Origin of the sequence: Yersinia massiliensis CCUG 53443 (assembly GCF_000312485.1) — a bacterium.
Lineage (GTDB): Bacteria > Pseudomonadota > Gammaproteobacteria > Enterobacterales > Enterobacteriaceae > Yersinia > Yersinia massiliensis.
This window is the reverse complement of the sequence record NZ_HE997643.1, coordinates 786768-805139: the sequence shown is the minus strand read 5'-3', so window position 1 is coordinate 805139 and position 18372 is coordinate 786768. Positions and strand designations below refer to the sequence as shown.

Below are 18372 nucleotides of genomic sequence, written 5' to 3'. Positions count from 1 at the left end.
TCAAGTTTTCCCGGCATTTCCGATAAAAGATGCCGGGAACGCGATGCGTACTTCTTGGTATGCCAACCCACGTTGAGCATAAGCGAGAGAGTGATATGGTTGTCACTTATTCCCTATCAAAAAGGCTATAAACATGAGTAGTGTGATTCGAAAAAATTATCCTGAGCTAGGTGAAGTAAAGGCTCCTTACGTCCATTCAGTAAAGCATGGCAACACGCTCTACATTTCCGGATTGACTGCATTTGGCACTGCCGCTCAACATGGTGGTATCACCGAGCAGGCTGAAGAAATATTCAGTCAAATCAGGAAAATCGTCAGTGTAGAAAATACTGATTTTTCAGCACTTATTAAAGTGACCATATTCATTACCTCATTTGAGGAAATCAACGAGTTACGCAAAGTGCTCTACCAAAATTACGGTGATCACTTGCCTGCTAGTTCACTTGTAGAAGTCAGCCGCCTTTTTTCGCCTGATCTCTACATAGAAATTGAGGCTGTATTTGGCCTTTAATTCTTTTTTCATAGCCGGATAGTAATAGCTATTCGGCCCTAAAAGACTTGCCGTAAATGGATAAAAGTTAGGATTGGTCACTTATCAACAAAGTCGCTTATATTTATCTGCAATACCGAAAAAATAGAGAAATATACAAAGCAGTACAAACCTCATGAAATATGAGAAACCCACCAACCATCGATTACTAATACTCAATAATTTTTTATTTGAAGTAATAGCCTCGCTTTAATCTTCAAATAAAAAACTAATTAGATGTCTTTAAATCGGATGTTTCTTACAAAAATCTTATCTTACGTATGACATATCCTACGGAATATGTGAGTTATTTCTTATATTTTCTTATATTATGAAAACACATTGAAAATAACTTTCATGTGGGCATAATGCGCCGAAATATTATTTTAGCCATTATTCCTGCCCCAGCCGGGCAATATTGTGGCCGATGCCGGTGCGCCCGCCGGTCAGCAGCCGACTATCATCAGCAGTGCCAACGGCACGCCGCAGGTCAATATTCAAACGCCCAGCATTACCTTGTTGTCGCGATAGGTATAATACCAGGTGTTGGCGATGCAGCGGGCAAAGCGATTAAAGCAGCGGAAGCGGCGCTGAAGAAAGGTGATGTTACAGAAGCATCTAAGCTGATTAACAAGGCCAGCGGTGAGATATCGGCACAGAACTCAGCCAACTACTCGAAGTTGAAAGATGATTTAAGGCAACAGAACCTCAATAATATTGCGAAGCAAGATCCTAGATTGGAGATTGCACTTAAGGGTGATGGCTCAGGGAAAGTTGATTTTGGCATGGGGCAGGATCACGAGCAGAAGCTGATAGACTCGGAATGATTTGGCTGGGTGATGGAGCAAAACAAACAAGCGATGGTGGATGGATCAGTGCTGATGGCACTCGTGGTTATCGGCCGCCATCAGCTAAAGACTCATCTTTTGCGACAACGGGGACACAAGCAAACTTTGAAACCTATGAAATCACTTCATCAGGAAAAGCTGTCAAAGTGGGAAATGGGCATCTAAATATTTCGGATTAAAAATGAAAGCAAGATTAAAAAGTATTGATTGTGTTCACCATGATCTTCACTCTTATACGCCCGATAATGATGAAACAGCATTAACATTAACATTAACTATCGGTTCTGCTGATTCAGTAAGAGGAGATAACTTTGATGTGTTTATTTGCACACCTGAGTGGCTCTGTAAACATCAGTGGGTGCCTGAGTTGATGCGCCATACTTTACTGGTTCGCAAGTATGATCTTGATGAGATCACCAAAACGATTACAGATTATATTGACCAGTGTGAAGGTAATAACTGGATGGAAATAGCACAAAAACTTTCGCGCGTTTTTGCCTGGGAGTTCGAAGATTATCAGCCTTAACCATAAACAGTTTCTCCTGCCAAGGTTGAGATGACTGTATTTAGACCCTAAATACCTCCATTTCCCTACCGCTGCAACCAGATAACACCGGACGCAGCGGCCACTTTCAATACAACTGAAGACACTCGAAAGACGCCAGACAACATTGCTGGCGTTAATTATTGTTGGTAATGAGCGACTGTGATTCTCATCGAGAAAATAATCACGCAGAACAGTTTAACGTATCCGCTATCCAATAAATCCCAGTTTAAACTGTGCCTTACCTGCCAGTGACATCAATTCAGGGTTCTCTGGATAGGAGGTTAATAGCGGGAAGAATACAGAACCGCCAATAATACTCCGGCTATTGGATCCTGCTGGTCGCAACCCCCATATATTCTGATAGGTCATCGGTACATTCTGCCCGTTAATCACCGTGTTACCGATATACAACATGATATGCCCCGGAATATAGACCAGCGTGGTGAATGGCTTACCGTGCTCCGTGAGATAACGGATCCTTGCGCTGGTATCTTCGTTACTGAGGTCAACAACACGGGTTGCAGCCTTTATCTGGTTAGCCGAGTTTCTGGGAAGAAATATACCGAAAGGCATCAGTAAGCTGCGTATTTCGGCAGAACAGTCGTTATAGAAATTATAATTTCCCCAACCATAGGGTCTGCCTTTCATCGACTTCATCAACGTTGCAATATTACTGGGCGTCATATTCCAAGGCATTGCAATGAACTCACTTTCTTTCAGGTTGACCCACCGAATTTTTGCGCGGCCGTCAACGTCACTTACTGGTATTGCGGTCAGAAAAAGGTCCGACTGTTTATGCCGAAATGGCAATATGGTGCCGGGACGAGCCGTGAAATAATACTTCCCGTTTTCATGGACGGAAACCGGCTCTTTAATGAACGCGCCCAAGTTTTCTCTCGCCAGCGTCAGCCATTCGGTGACAAATTGCTGATCCACCCCTGCGATATCTTCGCTGTGAACCCATCCAGTGACCGATGGGGATATGACGTATTTCCAACTCCCGTCGCGGCTATCGGCAAGGACGTACACGGGGGCACCGGGACGGATGGACGAGTCCTGTAAATTGTCAAATGGGTATCCCTGCCCTGCTTTGAGAGGATCGTCATAAGCCGGATCGACAGTCGGGAGAATCCTGACCAGTGCCTCCTTGACGGTAATACCTCGAGCATAGGGGCGATAAACCGAGTCAATGTTGGTATTCGCGTTATCTCTTATCGCCTGTTTCCAGTCATCAGAATGGACCCTAAAGTTTTCTCCCCAAGAAACACTGCTTTTACTGAGGTACTTATTAAGGTTGGCATCTCGGGTACTTTCAGCTTCATGACTCAGAATTGAACTGATGTGATGAGGGTTCCAAGGCGATTGTTCATCTTGCCCCATACCAAAATAGTGGGATTGTAGGGCAGAAAAATGCCGTTGCTGCGTGGCGGCATCGATGACTGGAACATGCATTTCAGGGCCAGGAGGGAGCCATTTATCGACAGACTGCGAATAATTATCCAGCGGGAAAAGCGATTTGGTCGGGTCAATGTTTTCTGCTGATACAGACATCGTGTTGTGCACTTGCGATTGGAATGGAGGGGTGTGGCATGCCGATAACAGCAGAGGAATCATCAAATAAAGGGGCTTCACGCCGTCAGACAGCTGAATTCTTTTCATACCGTCTCTCCGGTAATATCCTGCTCAGTCAGCCTGCGACACAGCAATGTCCGGTATCGAATGCATGTATTATCTATGCGACCAGCGTGCAGTTTTTCTGTCCATGCCTGTATTTTCATCTTCATCTCCGTGAAAGGTAAAATTCCTTTTTACTATTACCGATGATGTATGTGATGGATACAGAAAAGCCCCAGTGGTTAATTCCCGGTTTAAGAATTGGGACGCTTATAAGGAGGAATAAGAAGGTCATCACATGACCTTCTTATTGTTATTGCGCCACCTATTAGCGCCTAAAATATTTTTGCAGTTTGCTATTGAGTATTTCGCTTTACCCCAATGGTGTAAACATCGGCAATAATAACGAAAGTTTGATGACAATCGCGTTGGCTATATCCAAGAAGAATGCACCAACCATCGGGACAATCAGAAACGCCACATGTGAAGGGCCGAAACGCTCGGTAATCGCCTGCATATTAGCAATAGCGGTTGGTGTCGCCCCTAAACCTAACCCACAATGCCCTGCAGAAAGCACTGCCGCATCGTAATTTTTACCCATCACCCGATAAGTCACGAATATGGCATACAGCGCCATCGTCAGCGTCTGCACAATTAAAATCGCCAACATGGGCAATGCCAAAGAAGCCAACTCCCATAATTTTAGACTCATCAGTGCAATGGCAAGGAAAAGTGAAAGGCTGACGTTACCCACCACCGAAACCGCGCGATCAAATACCTGATAAAATCCAGTATAAAGAAGTAAGTTACTGAGGATAACCCCAATAAAGAGCACATATACGAATACCGGCAATGCGAAAATAGTCTCTGCCAATAATCCTGCAATATAGCGCCCCGCCATCAAACAAATGGTAATCATGGCGATAGTTTCGACCAAGACCAATGCAGTAATCACTCGCCCAGACTGAGGTTTTTCGAACGTCGTCGGTTGCAAGCTATCTTCCGCCCTCCCCTCTGGCGTAGCAGAGTGCTTGATAAGATAAAGTGCGACTGGGCCAGCAATCAATCCGCCCAAGACTAAACCGAATGTTGCGCAGGCCATAGCAACTTCGGTTGCGTTACTTAAACCGTAATCATCGGCAAAAACAGCACTCCACGCCGCACCGGTTCCATGCCCACCCGAGAGGGTGATGGTGCCGACCAGCAGCCCCATCAGCGGATCCAGTCCTAGCAAGGTCGCCATACCGATACCCACCATGTTTTGCAGCAACAATAGCCCTATCACGACGACAAAAAATCGAACCAAAACCTTACCGCCCGCCCGTAAACTGGCCAAATTTGCATTCAGCCCAATGGAGGCAAAAAACGTTAGCATTAATGGGTCACGCAGCGAGGTATCAAAGTTGGCTTCCCAACCTGTGGTCTGATGAATAAACAAAAAGAGTAATGCGAGTAATAATCCCCCCGCAATGGGTTCGGGAATGGCGTATTTTTGCAAGATAGAAATGTGCTTGACGCATTGCCGTCCAAGCAATAACACCAGCGAAGCGATAACGAGCGTGCCATTGGCATCAAATTGAAACATATCTAAGCCTCACCTATTTAAAATAATGATCTGTTATTTGAGTTTTTGGATAGGTTTAACAAGTTGATATAGGAGGAATCATCGTGAGGCTCCTGAAATCCTAGGGATAGGAAACATATTCATGGCATAGCTTTATCAATAAACATTATCGCGTTTAAACGTGACTCATTAATAATAAGCGTCGAGTTATTACACTCGACGCTGACAAACAATTACTTCACAAGCAATTATTTCACAAACAATCATCTCACAAGCAATTAGCTCACAAACTCAACCGCACCGCCATTGAGGTTGTACATAGCGCCAACGATTTTAATTTTCCCTTCTTTCTCTAATCCGCTAAGGATCTCACTTTGTTTGCGTATTTCATTGATGGTATGCAGCACATTGCTTTTAGCGACAGCATCAACAAACTCAGCGTTTTTGCCGGTTCTTTCACCGCTAAATTCAGTCTTAGCAATGGCAGGTTTAATTTGGTTCAACAGCCCAGTCAAATGACCAAGCTCTACACCATCGATAGCCCCACGTACTGCGCCACACGCAGTATGCCCCATCACCAGTACAACTTTTGCTCCCGCCGCGGCACAGGCGAACTCCATGCTACCGAGTAAATCATTATTGGAAACATTACCGGCAACGCGGGCATTAAATGTTTCACCAATCCCAGTATCAAAAATAATTTCAGCCGGTGCACGTGAATCAATACAACTTAAAATGACTGCAGCCGGAAATTGACCTTCAGCACTGGCACGTTTTTGCGCCAAATAGTCATGTTGTTGCATCTTGCCACTTCTAAAACGAACGTTACCTTCCTTCATTCCGGCAATAATTTGATCCGGCGTGAGTTTATCGCGTTCCTCACGCGTTAATGCTGCCGCATAAGATATCCCAGGCACGGCTAAAGTTAACCCGCTGGCGATACCCAGTACAGACATGCCGACTGCACCTTTTAATAAGGCACGACGTTGTTTGGAATGTTTGCTATCTGTTTGACTGATTGGGGATTCTGACATTCTTATCTCCTCAAATATTATTTTTGATACATCTTTGTGTAGACACTATAGCGAATAACGAAAAGTGACTATGAAAAGTAGTCGATTATTAAGTAACGCTTATTATTTTCAGATGTTTCTTGTCTATATTAATGAGAGATCCCGCGTGTGCGGCCTGGATAAAATTCACAGAATCAGTATGTTGTGGTTGAGATTATAGTTGATAGTTTTCTTATTATTTATTCTACAAAGTCTCGGGAAAGGCAAGATTAATCTTGTTAATAGGAGGGAGGTAAGCGCTAACTACATAATAATATTAATTAAAATATCCCAGCCGCAATATCTCACATAAAAATATTTGTGATAAATATCATTTTAATTAATCTGGTCAAGCTCTGTTTTCAATTAGTGTTTCGACATCTTTTTATTGTTCTTGATTAATTGACACAATATTCCACTATGATTGTATGGTTATACCTCGTCTACACGATTTTCTTTTATCAAAAACAGAAAAAGGCGCCTTTTATCTGATACTACTGTCATCTTCGTGGCATCAGGCCGTTACACCTAACACCACAATATTGTTGATAAAACTGAGTTGTTAATAGAGCCCAGTTGTTGATAAAACCTAGCTGTTGATAAAACCTAGGCCGTCATGCTTTGTATTAGGACCCAATCGTTTTTCCGAAGAACTGATCTAACTTACCCATAGCTTGATTGACGTATTCCGGTTTCCAATAGGTTTCAATGTGAGTTGCCCCCTCAATAAGGAATAACTCTTTGTCTTTCGCATTGGCTGCATTTTTAAAGGCTTTTTCGGTCATATAGAGGGAATCAGCTTTACTGCCGGCCATCATCAGTAGTGGCTTATCAATTAAGTCCATATTACTGGCCGCATCGAATCTCATTAAGTCGAGCAAACTACTGGCGGTATATCTGAAGGTTGAATTAGGATGGGCATGCGTTTTGCCGTAGTACTCAAAACCTTGGCGATACAAATCAAATGGTAATTTGGCAATTTGCTCATCGGTCAGTTTGGCATCGCCAATGTAGATGACTTCTCCGCCCGCCGCTTCTTGCGCTCGTGCATCAGAAGCCTGTTTTAAGCGCTCTTGAATGGTAGAAATCTGTGAGTCCTGATAGCCGTTACGTCTCACTAAACCAGAATCAAACATACTTAACGTGGCAATAGCGCTAAATCGCTTGTCGGTTTGCGCCGCTTTAAGTGAATAACCGCCACCGCCACAGATACCCAATAGACCTAGGCGGTCAGGATCAACACCGGGGTATTGGGTGATAAAGTCGGCCATGCCGTGAATATCCTCAATGCGATAAGAAGGTTTGTCTACATTACGGGGCTGCCCCCCACTCGCCCCTTGATATGCCGCATCCGCCGCGATGGTGATATACCCTTTTTCGGCTAAACGCTGGGCATATAGACCCGCAACCTGTTCTTTCACGCCACCATTAGGGTGCGCCACCACGACTGCTGGGTATTTTTTGGCTGGATCATAATTCGCTGGGGTATAGACGTTAGCTGAAATATCTAAACCATTTAGTTTATAAGTGACCGGATGAATATTCACTTTGCCTTTCACATTTTCAGTAATTGCGCCGTCATAAACCAACGTGAAGGGATTTAATGTGTAATCTGCTGCCATAACGCCTCCCGATGAAAGACTCATTATCGCTGCTAATAATGTCGACTTGAAAATAGTGCATTTCATTTAAGTAGCCCTCTAAATATTTAGAATAAACAGATAATTATCTAAACATTCCGCTTAATTATATTAAGGGAACTCAGACTTTCAAATAGTCTAAGGAGGATTGACTGACATCAGCATGACCAGCGGATAACATTTCTGTCAGTTAGCTAAATAGCTTTTGTCCGTTAGCTAAATAGCTTTTTGTCAGTCAGCTAAATAACTTTCCTGACAAAATTGTCAGGAAAATGTCAGCGAGCTGTTAGGCCTGTTCCGTTAGAATGAAGGTAATAAGACGTTTATGACCCATCGTGCTATTAAAGGAGTGACAAACATGCGACTGCTCTTGGTTGAAGATGAAGAAAAAACATCTTCCTATATCAATCGCGCACTCAGCGAACTGGGGTTTACTGTCGATGTTGCTGCTAATGGTATGGACGGATTATATCTGGCCCTCGAATACGAATATGATGCAATTGTATTGGATGTGATGCTGCCCAGCATGGATGGTTACGGCGTGCTTGAGGGACTTCGAGCCAGTAAACAAACCCCCGTGTTGATGTTATCTGCTCGCGGTTCTGTCGATGAGCGCGTCAAAGGATTGCGGCTTGGTGCAGATGATTATCTGCCAAAACCCTTTTCACTGATTGAGTTAGTTGCCCGTATACAAGCGTTGCTCCGTCGCCGCCCCAGCGATGGCGCGGATGTCACTCAGTTATCGATCAGCGATCTGCATCTCGACTTATTGGCAAGACGCGTCACACGAGCAGGTGAACGTCTTGAACTCACCGCAAAAGAATTTGCTCTGCTCAGCCTGTTAGCCCGACATCAGGGCGAGATCCTGTCAAAAATGATGATTGCGGAACAGGTCTGGGACATGAATTTTGACAGTGATGCTAATGTCGTCGAGGTGGCGATAAAACGCTTACGCGCCAAAATGGATACGCCCTACCCAGTCAAGTTGCTGCATACCGTACGAGGCATGGGATATGTCTTAGAAACCCGCCCTGAGCAGCAGATTAAAGGGAGGGCAACCCCATGATCAAACGCTCTATTTCAGTACGGTTGGCACTGATGTTCGCCCTTGCTTCTGTTCTGATCATTTCAGCCGTTGGTATTGTGCTAAGAAGTTCTCTGCATGATTCATTGCAAAAGCAAATGCATAACGAATTGCGGTTCAGGGAATCGCTCATGGCTCCGTGGATCCTTTCGCGCACCACCTTGGATGGCTGGCAAACACTGTCGAGCAAATTTACCGATTTGGCGACTGCGGAAGGGGGACGAGTGCAATACTGGCTACTCAGTGATAACCCCCAGCTTCAGATTGGGGGCCCTCCCCCCATTGGCGTTCAGTGGGGTTCACTGAAAAGTGGGTTTAGCAAAGTTCCCGGTGCAACAGAGGATTCATGTTCATTATTTATCTTTGTGGCAGAAATCCCTGCCGAAGGTGAACGCCCCGCACTGCGCTACGTCGTCGCGATCGATTCCACGCCCTATATGGGGACGCTGAATGAATTTACTCGCACGCTGGTGATTATTGCCATCATTGGTGTCTTTTTGATCGCGCTGTTGGGATTTGTCATTGCTCGAATCGGTATGCGTCCGGTTAACAAACTCAGCGAGCAAGCCCACCATCTCGCACCAGGGGATCACGGGCAACGCTTGGATACCGCAACACTGCCAGATGAGTTGCAAAAACTCGCTATCGCCTTCAACGGGGTACTTGAGCGGCAAGCGATCGCCTGGCAACAACTTGAGAGCTTTAATGCCGACGTTGCACATGAATTAAGAACGCCGCTAACGAATCTGATGGGACAAACACAACTGGGTTTATCGCGAACCCGCGAGATTAGCGAGCTTGAGGATTTGTTGGCCTCAAATTTGGAGGAACTCGAGCGGATGACGTCTATCGTCAACGATATGCTGTTTCTATCTCATGCTCAGGCGGGCGATCATGCGATCCAATTAACGGAAGTTTCACTTCGAGAAGAAAGCTATAAGACTACTGAATATGTCGAACCCTCATTTGCCGAGAAAAACCTCGTTATTCAGGTGAATGGGGATATTTCTGCTCAAATTGATCGCCGATTGTTCCACCGTTCACTGGCAAATCTACTGGAGAACAGTGCCCGTCATGCGATCGATGGCAGTACCGTCACCGTGACGCTCACCCGCGAAAATAATTTCGCGTCCATTGCTGTGACTAACGTAGGCGAACCTATTGCCGCAGAGCATCTCACACGTTTATTTGAGCGTTTTTATCGCGCGGATACTGCCCGCACACACAGTGCCACTCATCATGGATTAGGGCTTTCTATCGTCAGGGCCGTGGCAATAATGCATCGAGGTGATGTGTTTGCCAGCAGCAATAACGGGATTAATACCTTTGGCTTTACCCTTGCCCTGAGCAAGCCCACCGATAACGCGCCCAGTGATGAACCTAAATGTAGCCCTCATTCTGACAGTCATGTCAGTGAGCAGTCAGCATAGTGACATCAATCATCACGTAAACTTAAGGTGATCTTCACTTCATCTCATTGATTGAGCGTACTCACATTAACGGATTGATTGAATATGAAAACATTGCTTATCGCGCTGGCGACCCTGTTGTTGCCAACAACACAAGTCACTGCTGCGACTCAGGATGATATCACCGTCACACCGTCAGGCTCACCGCCCACGACCATCGGCGCACCCAAAAACTTTACCGGTACAGCAAAAGTTGACTCGCGGTTTCAACGCAGCGCACCGGCACGTGTTGGCGGCGGTATTGTTTCATTTGATGCGGGCGCTCGGACAGCATGGCATACCCATCCTCTTGGCCAGACACTCATCGTGACATCGGGTACAGGGTGGGTACAAAAATGGGATGGTGTGGCCCAACAAATCAAAACAGGTGACGTCGTATGGATCCCGCCTCAGGTAAAACACTGGCACGGCGCATCCGCGAATGAACCCATGACCCACATTGCCGTATCAGAATCGTTAGAAGGCAATACGGTGACCTGGATGGAACACGTCACCCAAGAACAGTACCCAGATTGAGCAAAAACAGGGCGATTGATTAAAATGAGTACCATAGCCAACACCTCTCTTTTGTCGATATCGCCATGCATGACTCATTTATTTTGCATAACTGCCCCGTATTTATAACAGGAGTAACCGTTGAAAACTTCACTTAAAACATTTACCACCTGTATGTTAACTGGAGGACTATTAGCAGGTGGATTGTTCATTCAGCCTGCTGTTGCTGCCTCAACAGAACCCTTAGTCATCCAATCGCAAGGAAGTTTTGCCGCAGGTGGAACGATGACGACAGCGCCAGGGCAATTTGATCCGAAGAAACCCCTAGACCCTGCTGGTCAGACTTATCACGGCGATCACGCCGCTGTGTTTTATCAAATACCTGAAAACCCGTATCAGTATCCCATTGTGATGCTCCATGGCGCAGGACAATCATCTCGTACATGGGAAAGCACCCCCGATGGCAGGGAGGGATTTCAGAATATTTTCCTGCGCCGCGGCTACTCGACTTATCTAGTCGATCAACCCCGTCGCGGTCAAGCGGGTCGCAGTATGGTAGAGGGCACAGTCAAACCGACGCCAGATGAACAATTATGGTTTAACCAGTTCCGTCTGGGGGTTTGGCCTGACTTCTTCGATGGCGTGCAATTCTCACACAACAAGGAAGCATTAGATCAGTATTATCGCCAAATGACACCCAATACTGGTCCCTATGATATTGGTGTCATTTCGGATGCTCTCTCTGCTGTCGTAGATAAAAGCGGCCCTGCTATCCTATTTACCCATTCTCAAGGTGGAGGCCCGGGTTGGTTCACGGCGATAAAAAACGCCAATGTAAAAGGGATTGTGGCGTTTGAACCCGGTAGCAGTTTTGTCTTCCCCGAAGGTGAAGTTCCGCCACCGATGAAAAATGCTTTCGACACTGTCACAGGGGAATCAGTCCCTTTAGAGCAATTCAAAGCGCTCACTAAAATCCCCATTCTGATTATTTACGGTGACAACATCCCAGATAAGCCTGCCGCCATGCCAGCACAAGATAGCTGGCGCGCCAGACTGGCTGTTGCCCGCCAATGGCGGGATGTCGTGAATAAGCATGGCGGCGATGTTACGGTTGTTCATTTGCCGGAAATTGGCATCAAAGGAAACACTCACTTCCCGTTCTCTGATTTGAATAACGTCGAAATTGCTGATCAGGTATCAAAATTCCTAAAAGAGAAAAATCTTCAGTAATCCCTCATGAATGGCGTAATTTTTACGCCATTCATGAATTCAACTAATAAAGTCATGCCGATTATTGTGCCTAATCATATGAGTCTGTGTGCGCTATTCTTTTCCTGCTAATCAAGGTAAATCGTTAATCACGCTAAATCTTAAATCAGAGAGCATCACATGCAAAAACGTATTCTTGGTCATTCGGGGCTTGAAGTCTCAGCATTAGGATTAGGCTGTATGGGACTGAGTTTTGGTTATGGTCCTGCGACTGATACCAAGCAAGCGATAGAATTAATTCGGGCTGCTGTAGACCGTGGTGTCACCTTTTTTGATACGGCAGAAGTGTACGGCCCCTACATCAACGAAGAGGTTGTCGGTGAAGCACTGCAACCCATGCGAGATAAGGTGGTTATCGCCACTAAATTTGGTTTTACCTTTGGCGATGACAACAAACAACAGATTCTAAACAGTCATCCGGCACATATTCGGCTCGCCGTTGAAGGTTCTCTCCGACGGCTGAAAACGGATGTTATCGACCTGCTGTATCAACACCGTGTCGATCCGGATGTCCCGATTGAAGATGTTGCTGGCACGGTAAAAGACCTTATCGCGGAAGGGAAAGTGAAGCATTTTGGCCTGTCAGAGGCGGGCGCGCAGACCATCCGCCGCGCTCATGCTATTCAGCCGGTGACTGCATTACAAAGTGAATATTCGCTATGGTGGCGTGAGCCGGAACAAGAGATCCTGCCAACGCTTGAGGAACTGGGTATCGGTTTTGTGCCTTTTAGTCCATTGGGTAAAGGGTTCCTGACCGGAACAATCAAAGCAGATACCACGTTTGGTCATGATGATTTCAGAAGCAAAGTACCCCGTTTTTCACCTGAAGCGCTGGATGCAAACCAACAGTTGGTGATGCTACTCAATGGTATTGCCAGCGAAAAAGGTGCCACTCCGGCGCAGATTGCGCTTGCTTGGTTATTGGCGCAGAAACCTTGGATAGTGCCCATCCCGGGTACAACGAAACTCTCGCGACTGGAGGAAAACCTCCATGCAACTCAGATAGTATTAAGTGAAAACGACTTGCAAAGTATTGCCGCTACATTGGAAACCGTTCGTATTCAAGGGGAACGTTATCCGGCTGCATTGCAGGCGCGAGTGGGTCGTTAAGTGATGAATGCTCGACGTTAATCGCTATTATCCCAACTCAACGTTGGGATAATATTTTGGTGCGGGTGAGCATTATTATTTAGTGCATAGCATCAGCAACCTGTTCTTCTTGCTGTAATTTTAGCAACAACAGCTCGCGTAACTGGAACTTTTTGATTTTACCCGATGCAGTACGCGGTAAACTATCCACCAGCTCTAGCCGCTCTGGGTATTTATATTTAGCGACTCGTTTACTGCGGAAAAAATCGAGCATCGCAGCAAACGTCAAAGGCTGCTGCTGGTCAGCCAGTACCACATACGCGCAAGCCCTTTCCCCCAGTCTGTCATCTGGCATGGCCACGACGCCGACATCCCGCACTAAAGGATGTGAAAGCAAGATCTCCTCCAACTCTCGGCTACTGATGTTCTCACCGCCACGCACAATAATGTCTTTCTTCCGGCCCGTTATTTTAATGTATCCCTCCTCATCCATCCGGCAGAGATCGCCGCTGTAATACCAGCCCTCTTCGTCCAGTGCGCGGGCGGTTAATTCCGGTTCGCCCAAATACCCGACAAACACATTTGGACCTCGGGATGCTTCTTCGCCCTCTTCACCATAAGGCACCGTTTGGCGGTCTTTATCGACGACTTTAATTTCCACGCCAGTGACCGCCGTGCCATCCGTATTGACCACACGAGATAAGGGATCATCGAGCTTCACCACCGCGTGTGGCGAACTCTCTGTCGCCCCATAAACGCTCATCAATTTGATGCCGACTTGTAAGCAATCGCGAGTAATTTGTTTAGGAATGGTGGTGCCGCCACATAAAAAGAATCGTAATGAAGAGAGGTCAAAAGGTTGCTGCTGCACGGTACACAATAGGTCATAAACGAACGGTGTTGCCCCCATTACACAGGTGCACTTTTCTCGTTCTAACAAGGTTAGGCAATCTAGCGGATTAAAAACATCTAACAGCACACTGCGCGCACCGATGATAAACGGAGCCGTCACGCCATGAAGAAAACCGGTCGCATGCCCTAATGGTGCGGGCATCAAAATGGTATCCATCCAATTCAGATTCAGCGTTGCACAATAGGCACGTTCACTCGACAGCACATTGTTATGGGCCAGCATGACGCCTTTCGGCACCCCCTCCGTACCCGATGTAAACAGCACCACCGCCAGTGCATCACCCTGCACCTTGACGCAATTTTCCAGCGGGGAATAGTCACGCAATAGTTGGCTCAGTGACGGTGATAACGTCGCAGGAGCCAATTTATCGACTGCCACCACCTGTTGTAGATGTGGAAGTTGGCTGCGCAACGGTGTCACCATCGCTTCCGGCGACGTATTTTTAAACAGGGTCGGGACAAATAAAATCCGCGCCTGACTCTTATTCAAAGTCCAAATAAGTTCAGTTTCACGATAAGCAGGAAGCAGCGGCACCGACACGGCCCCCGTTTTCAAACAGGCCAGATAAATCAGCGTAAATTCGCACCAACCGGGCAGTTGGAAGGCCACTCTATCACCGGGTTGAATACCACAGTCCACGAGATAAGCAGCAAGACATCCCGCAGCATGATCCATCGCAGCATAGGTGTAGGAAGTGCCTCGATTATCGAGCACAGCCATTTTATCCGGTGCCACTTGGACTGAATGATGCCAATAGTCAGCCAGTGAAGCATCTCCCCAATAGCCTTGTTGCCGATACGCATCCCTGCGTGCCTCGTTAATTTTAATCGTCATCGTCATTTGTGTTATCTCACTGATTAACCGCAACTGGCTGATTAACCAAAACGGAACTCAACACCAAACGTACCCTGAGGGTATTCCCACTTTTCAAGGATCGTATCGCCACACAGCACTCGACACGTGCCGCATTCCAGACATCCGGCATAGTCAAAATGAATATTTCCAGCGTCGTCTTGTTTGTAAAGGCCCGCAGGACAAGCGTTTATCAGCTTGCGAAACTGCTCACGGTCAGGGTTTTCAACCAAAACAATGTGCGGATTACCCTCATCCACATGGAATTTATTGATGCCTAATTTGACATCAACATTGACCTTATTTGGACTGTTCATAGCGCCGTTGCCCCCTTGATACCGTCCTTCAGCAAATTGATGATCCCCACCTTCTTCGCGCGATTAAAAATCTTCTTACGTATCGGTTTGCTCGGGCTACCATCGATAATGAACATATCCACCATGATGTCAGCGATCATGCGAGGGTACTGCGTAAACATCCGTGGGTTTTCCATCATTGCAGGCATCTTACGGAAATGATGCATCTCCTGTAGCACGAAGCCTTGCTCCAGTTTTTTCTTGTAGCTCATTAGCCCGCTAGCAGAAAAATCCTGCTGCTGTTTAGCCTCAATGGCGGTTAATGCAGCCGCTTCTGCGGAGGCAATCGCCATATCCATACCGCGCACGGTATAACCGAGATTCAGGCACAGCCCTGCGGCATCGCCAACAATCATCACACCGTCGCTCACCAATGGCGGCACCATCTCCAGCCCCCCTTCTGGTACGACATGTGCTGAGTATTCCAACAAGGTTCCGCCTTGGATCAGCGGTCGGATCGCAGGGTGCTGTTTGAAATCCTCCAACATTTGTGGAACGCTTTTCGTCGCATGTTCGATATCTGCCAACCCACACACCAACCCCAAAGAAACGGAATCCTGATTGGTATATAGGAACCCGCCCCCCATCAAACCGTTGGAGGGTGAACCCGCAAACAACCATGCCGCGCCTTCACCCGCCGAGAGATTAAAACGGTCTTCTATTTGTGTGGGTGACAGTGCAATAAGCTCCTTGACCCCGACGGCATAGTGATGAGGTGATGGCGGCGGCACCATGCCAATGGAGCGCCCGAGCAGCGAGTTAACACCATCGGCCAGAATAACAATGTTGGCTTCCAACGAGTCTTCACCCGCTTGTACCCCTGTGACGCGAGTGCCCTCCCTGAGCAATGCATCGACCCGAACGCCAGAGATAAATTGCACCCCAGCTTCTTCTGCCTTCTCCATCAGCCAAGGATCGAATCGATTACGCAGGACGGTGTAAGAGGCTTTGTGCGCAATGTCGGGCTGTTCGCTATGGAAATCTAAGGTCACGGCGCTTTCATCGGTAAGAAACGAAATCTTTTCCTTGGTGACTTTGCGCTCGACTGGAGCCTCTTGCGCAAAGCCAGGCATGATTTTCTCCAGACTGTGCGCGTAAAGACGGCCACCCGTCATATTCTTACTGCCTGCGGTATTACCACGTTCAATCACCAGCACATCTAGCCCCGCTTTCGCCATGACATAGCCAGCAATGCATCCCGCTACACCCGCCCCGACGACGATGGCATCAAACTTTTCATCTGACATTGTTTTGGCTCCTTACCCGCCGCAGCACCCATGATTGTCTGCGGCGAGGTGCTCTGGCGGTTAACGATTCAATTGTTCAATCAAGGCAGGAACCACTTTGTAGATGTCTCCCACTAAGCCGTAATCGGCATACTTGAAAATAGGCGCATTCTTGTCTTTATTGATGGCAACTATCGTTTTTGCACCATTACCGCCCACCATGTGCTGAATCTGCCCCGAAATACCCAACGTCAAATAGAGATCGGACTTCAACAGTACGCCGGACACCCCGATATAGCGCTCACGCTCCATCCAATGCTCCCCTTCGGCAATCGGTCGTGAACATCCCACTTCCGCGCCCAGCAGCGTCGCCAACTCTTGCACCATATCCAGATCAGATTGAGAGACCAAACCACGCCCGACACCAACCACACGTTTCGCTTTACTCAGGTCAACGCTGCTCAGCGATTTCGCACGACGTTCCTGACATAAAATTTCCTGACGTGGCGTCACATAGCTGGCCTGATAGACGGGGCAATCATGCGCTGGATTGGCCGCTATCGGCTCAACCGCACCCGGTGCCAAGGTCACAATGGCAATAGGTGTCAGCATTTTCTCCCGACCAAACGCTAGCCCCCCGTACATCCGATGCTCGGCAAAGGTGCCTTCATCACTGACGGATAAAGACGTGACATCATTCACAATCGATGCCCCTAGCAACACGCCCAATCTGGCGGCTAAGGCTTTCGCACGTTTAGTGGCCGGCAGCAAAATCAAGGTCGTTGGCGAGGACGAAGCCGAGGGTTTTTCTATCAAAGAAACCAGTGTTTCAGCATAATTTTCAATACGCTGCAGCGCAGATTTCTCTGCCAGAACATAGAGCGTATCAGCACCCAGTGGCTTTACGGCGGCGATCGCGTCATCACTCTGTACCACGGCGTTGACCTGCGCTCCCCACTGGCGCGCACCCGCTAGCAATTCGGTGTAGCGATCAAGATTGTCGCTGAACACCCAGACATTCGTTAATTTGCTCATTGTCATTTTTCTCCGTAACGGGTTAGTTCAGCGCTTTTTTCAAGTGTTCGGCTAATTCTGCAATGGTTTCTGGTGAGTCGTTTTCAAAAATAATGTGCTTGCGCTCAGCTTGTGGCGGTACACGAATTTGGCAGAGCTCGGTATATGGTTGCGCCAATGACCAACCAATATCGCTGGCCGTCCATTGCGTGACCGGTTTTTTCCCCGCGCCAAGAATGGCTTTCATTGAAGGCACTTTGGGAACATTTATATCTGAGGTGACGCACAGTACCGCCGGAAGGGGTAATACCAACACTTCTACTTCGTCTTCCAAGGTGCGTTCAATCAATACGCCACCGTCGACAACTTGGATGCTACTGACGGCATTAAGCGCGGGAACTTGCAACATCTCGCCCACTAATAGGCCAACTTGCTGCGCATATAAATCGCCTGAACCTTCGCCAAACAACATCAGATCAAAGCCAATTTTATTCGCCGCAGCGGCAATAACCTGAGCAGTATCATTGGGCAGCGCGCGTTCTAAAGCAGCATCTTGAACTAAATAGAGTTCATGGGGGCCACGTGATAAGACATCTTTCCGTACTTTCGTATTATCTAAGAATTTCCCCCCCACACTGAGTGCCATGACTTGACCATCTTCACCCGATAATTGCACCGCCGCCTCTATCCCATTGAGATCGAATTGACTTATTTTGGCATCGGCACGTTCAAAGTTGAGTGTCTGCTCGGCAGTGACGGCAATATCTTGTTCTTCTGGCACTAGCTTGAAGCAGGTGATAATTTTCATGAG

Annotated in this window: 17 protein-coding genes and 1 pseudogene; 9 read left to right on the top strand and 9 right to left on the bottom strand. The window is 47.2% G+C overall.

What is annotated here, in order from left to right; all coding sequences use genetic code 11:
* Positions 1 to 133 precede the first annotated feature (133 nt).
* From BN68_RS03600 to BN68_RS03585, 4 genes and pseudogenes are all read left to right on the top strand, one after another.
* A complete protein-coding gene (locus BN68_RS03600; RefSeq protein WP_019209786.1) occupies positions 134 to 511 on the top strand; it encodes a RidA family protein in 378 nt (125 codons plus the stop codon).
* A 435-nt stretch (positions 512 to 946) separates the two neighbouring features.
* A pseudogene (locus BN68_RS24560) lies at positions 947 to 1057 on the top strand (filamentous hemagglutinin N-terminal domain-containing protein); the annotation flags it as partial.
* A gap of 295 nt (positions 1058 to 1352) precedes the next feature.
* On the top strand, positions 1353 to 1556 hold the full coding sequence (locus BN68_RS24245) for a hypothetical protein (protein WP_019209784.1): 204 nt from the start codon (positions 1353 to 1355) through the stop codon (positions 1554 to 1556).
* A 2-nt stretch (positions 1557 to 1558) separates the two neighbouring features.
* Positions 1559 to 1903, top strand: a complete 345-nt coding sequence (locus BN68_RS03585; RefSeq protein ID WP_019209783.1) for an immunity 8 family protein — start codon at positions 1559 to 1561, stop codon at positions 1901 to 1903.
* Between the two features lie 228 nt (positions 1904 to 2131).
* Here the strand turns inward: BN68_RS03585 and BN68_RS03580 are convergent, their stop codons facing one another.
* The 4 genes from BN68_RS03580 to BN68_RS03565 all read right to left on the bottom strand — a co-directional run bounded on the left by BN68_RS03580 (position 2132) and on the right by BN68_RS03565 (position 7800).
* A complete protein-coding gene (locus BN68_RS03580) occupies positions 2132 to 3583 on the bottom strand; it encodes an SH3 domain-containing C40 family peptidase (RefSeq protein WP_019209782.1) in 1452 nt (483 codons plus the stop codon).
* A 328-nt stretch (positions 3584 to 3911) separates the two neighbouring features.
* Positions 3912 to 5123 carry a sodium/glutamate symporter gene (gltS, locus tag BN68_RS03575; protein WP_019209780.1) on the bottom strand — a complete coding sequence of 404 codons (1212 nt, stop codon included), beginning with the start codon at positions 5121 to 5123 and terminating at the stop codon, positions 3912 to 3914.
* A 257-nt stretch (positions 5124 to 5380) separates the two neighbouring features.
* On the bottom strand, positions 5381 to 6136 hold the full coding sequence (locus tag BN68_RS03570; RefSeq protein WP_019209779.1) for a carbonic anhydrase: 756 nt from the start codon (positions 6134 to 6136) through the stop codon (positions 5381 to 5383).
* 644 nt (positions 6137 to 6780) lie between these two features.
* Positions 6781 to 7800, bottom strand: coding sequence for an alpha/beta hydrolase (locus tag BN68_RS03565; RefSeq protein WP_391592560.1), 1020 nt, complete (start codon positions 7798 to 7800; stop codon positions 6781 to 6783).
* A gap of 352 nt (positions 7801 to 8152) precedes the next feature.
* Between BN68_RS03565 and BN68_RS03560 the strand changes: the two genes are divergently transcribed.
* The 5 genes from BN68_RS03560 to BN68_RS03540 all read left to right on the top strand — a co-directional run bounded on the left by BN68_RS03560 (position 8153) and on the right by BN68_RS03540 (position 13221).
* On the top strand, positions 8153 to 8860 hold the full coding sequence (locus tag BN68_RS03560) for a heavy metal response regulator transcription factor (protein ID WP_019209777.1): 708 nt from the start codon (positions 8153 to 8155) through the stop codon (positions 8858 to 8860).
* The gene (locus tag BN68_RS03555) at positions 8857 to 10308 is read left to right on the top strand and encodes a heavy metal sensor histidine kinase (RefSeq protein WP_019209776.1); all 1452 of its coding nucleotides are present in this window, start codon (positions 8857 to 8859) and stop codon (positions 10306 to 10308) included. Before BN68_RS03560 ends, BN68_RS03555 begins: the two co-directional genes overlap by 4 nt.
* An 84-nt stretch (positions 10309 to 10392) precedes the next feature.
* Complete coding sequence (locus BN68_RS03550) at positions 10393 to 10863, top strand: (R)-mandelonitrile lyase (RefSeq protein WP_019209775.1); 471 nt, start codon at positions 10393 to 10395, stop codon at positions 10861 to 10863.
* Positions 10864 to 10983: 120 nt separating this feature from the next.
* A complete protein-coding gene (locus tag BN68_RS03545; protein ID WP_019209774.1) occupies positions 10984 to 12072 on the top strand; it encodes an alpha/beta hydrolase in 1089 nt (362 codons plus the stop codon).
* Positions 12073 to 12231: 159 nt separating this feature from the next.
* Complete coding sequence (locus BN68_RS03540; RefSeq protein WP_019209773.1) at positions 12232 to 13221, top strand: aldo/keto reductase; 990 nt, start codon at positions 12232 to 12234, stop codon at positions 13219 to 13221.
* Between the two features lie 79 nt (positions 13222 to 13300).
* Here the strand turns inward: BN68_RS03540 and fadK are convergent, their stop codons facing one another.
* From fadK to BN68_RS03515, 5 genes are read right to left on the bottom strand one after another with little or no spacing between them, the layout of a single operon-like run.
* Entirely contained in the window at positions 13301 to 14953 is a 1653-nt protein-coding gene (fadK, locus tag BN68_RS03535) for a medium-chain fatty-acid--CoA ligase (RefSeq protein ID WP_019209772.1), read from the bottom strand.
* Between the two features lie 35 nt (positions 14954 to 14988).
* Positions 14989 to 15282, bottom strand: coding sequence for a ferredoxin ydiT (locus BN68_RS03530; RefSeq protein ID WP_019209771.1), 294 nt, complete (start codon positions 15280 to 15282; stop codon positions 14989 to 14991).
* Complete coding sequence (locus tag BN68_RS03525) at positions 15279 to 16568, bottom strand: FAD-dependent oxidoreductase (RefSeq protein WP_019209770.1); 1290 nt, start codon at positions 16566 to 16568, stop codon at positions 15279 to 15281. The genes BN68_RS03530 and BN68_RS03525 overlap by 4 nt, the downstream gene beginning before the upstream one ends.
* A 60-nt stretch (positions 16569 to 16628) precedes the next feature.
* Entirely contained in the window at positions 16629 to 17582 is a 954-nt protein-coding gene (locus BN68_RS03520) for an electron transfer flavoprotein subunit alpha (protein ID WP_019209769.1), read from the bottom strand.
* Between the two features lie 22 nt (positions 17583 to 17604).
* Positions 17605 to 18369, bottom strand: a complete 765-nt coding sequence (locus BN68_RS03515) for an electron transfer flavoprotein (RefSeq protein ID WP_019209768.1) — start codon at positions 18367 to 18369, stop codon at positions 17605 to 17607.
* Between the last annotated feature and the right edge of the window lie 3 nt (positions 18370 to 18372).

Excerpts from the sequence above, each read along its gene's own strand:
- BN68_RS03550 (WP_019209775.1), top strand. The coding sequence starts at position 10,393 with ATGAAAACATTGCTTATCGCGCTGGCGACCCTGTTGTTGCCAACAACA.
- BN68_RS03560 (WP_019209777.1), top strand. The coding sequence starts at position 8,153 with ATGCGACTGCTCTTGGTTGAAGATGAAGAAAAAACATCTTCCTATATC.
- BN68_RS03540 (WP_019209773.1), top strand. The coding sequence starts at position 12,232 with ATGCAAAAACGTATTCTTGGTCATTCGGGGCTTGAAGTCTCAGCATTA.
- BN68_RS03515 (WP_019209768.1), bottom strand. The coding sequence starts at position 18,369 with ATGAAAATTATCACCTGCTTCAAGCTAGTGCCAGAAGAACAAGATATT.
- BN68_RS03585 (WP_019209783.1), top strand. The coding sequence starts at position 1,559 with ATGAAAGCAAGATTAAAAAGTATTGATTGTGTTCACCATGATCTTCAC.
- BN68_RS03525 (WP_019209770.1), bottom strand. The coding sequence starts at position 16,568 with ATGTCAGATGAAAAGTTTGATGCCATCGTCGTCGGGGCGGGTGTAGCG.
- BN68_RS03555 (WP_019209776.1), top strand. The coding sequence starts at position 8,857 with ATGATCAAACGCTCTATTTCAGTACGGTTGGCACTGATGTTCGCCCTT.
- BN68_RS03570 (WP_019209779.1), bottom strand. The coding sequence starts at position 6,136 with ATGTCAGAATCCCCAATCAGTCAAACAGATAGCAAACATTCCAAACAA.
- gltS (WP_019209780.1), bottom strand. The coding sequence starts at position 5,123 with ATGTTTCAATTTGATGCCAATGGCACGCTCGTTATCGCTTCGCTGGTG.
- BN68_RS24245 (WP_019209784.1), top strand. The coding sequence starts at position 1,353 with ATGATTTGGCTGGGTGATGGAGCAAAACAAACAAGCGATGGTGGATGG.
- BN68_RS03600 (WP_019209786.1), top strand. The coding sequence starts at position 134 with ATGAGTAGTGTGATTCGAAAAAATTATCCTGAGCTAGGTGAAGTAAAG.
- BN68_RS03565 (WP_391592560.1), bottom strand. The coding sequence starts at position 7,800 with ATGAGTCTTTCATCGGGAGGCGTTATGGCAGCAGATTACACATTAAAT.
- BN68_RS03520 (WP_019209769.1), bottom strand. The coding sequence starts at position 17,582 with ATGAGCAAATTAACGAATGTCTGGGTGTTCAGCGACAATCTTGATCGC.
- BN68_RS03580 (WP_019209782.1), bottom strand. The coding sequence starts at position 3,583 with ATGAAAAGAATTCAGCTGTCTGACGGCGTGAAGCCCCTTTATTTGATG.
- fadK (WP_019209772.1), bottom strand. The coding sequence starts at position 14,953 with ATGACGATGACGATTAAAATTAACGAGGCACGCAGGGATGCGTATCGG.
- BN68_RS03530 (WP_019209771.1), bottom strand. The coding sequence starts at position 15,282 with ATGAACAGTCCAAATAAGGTCAATGTTGATGTCAAATTAGGCATCAAT.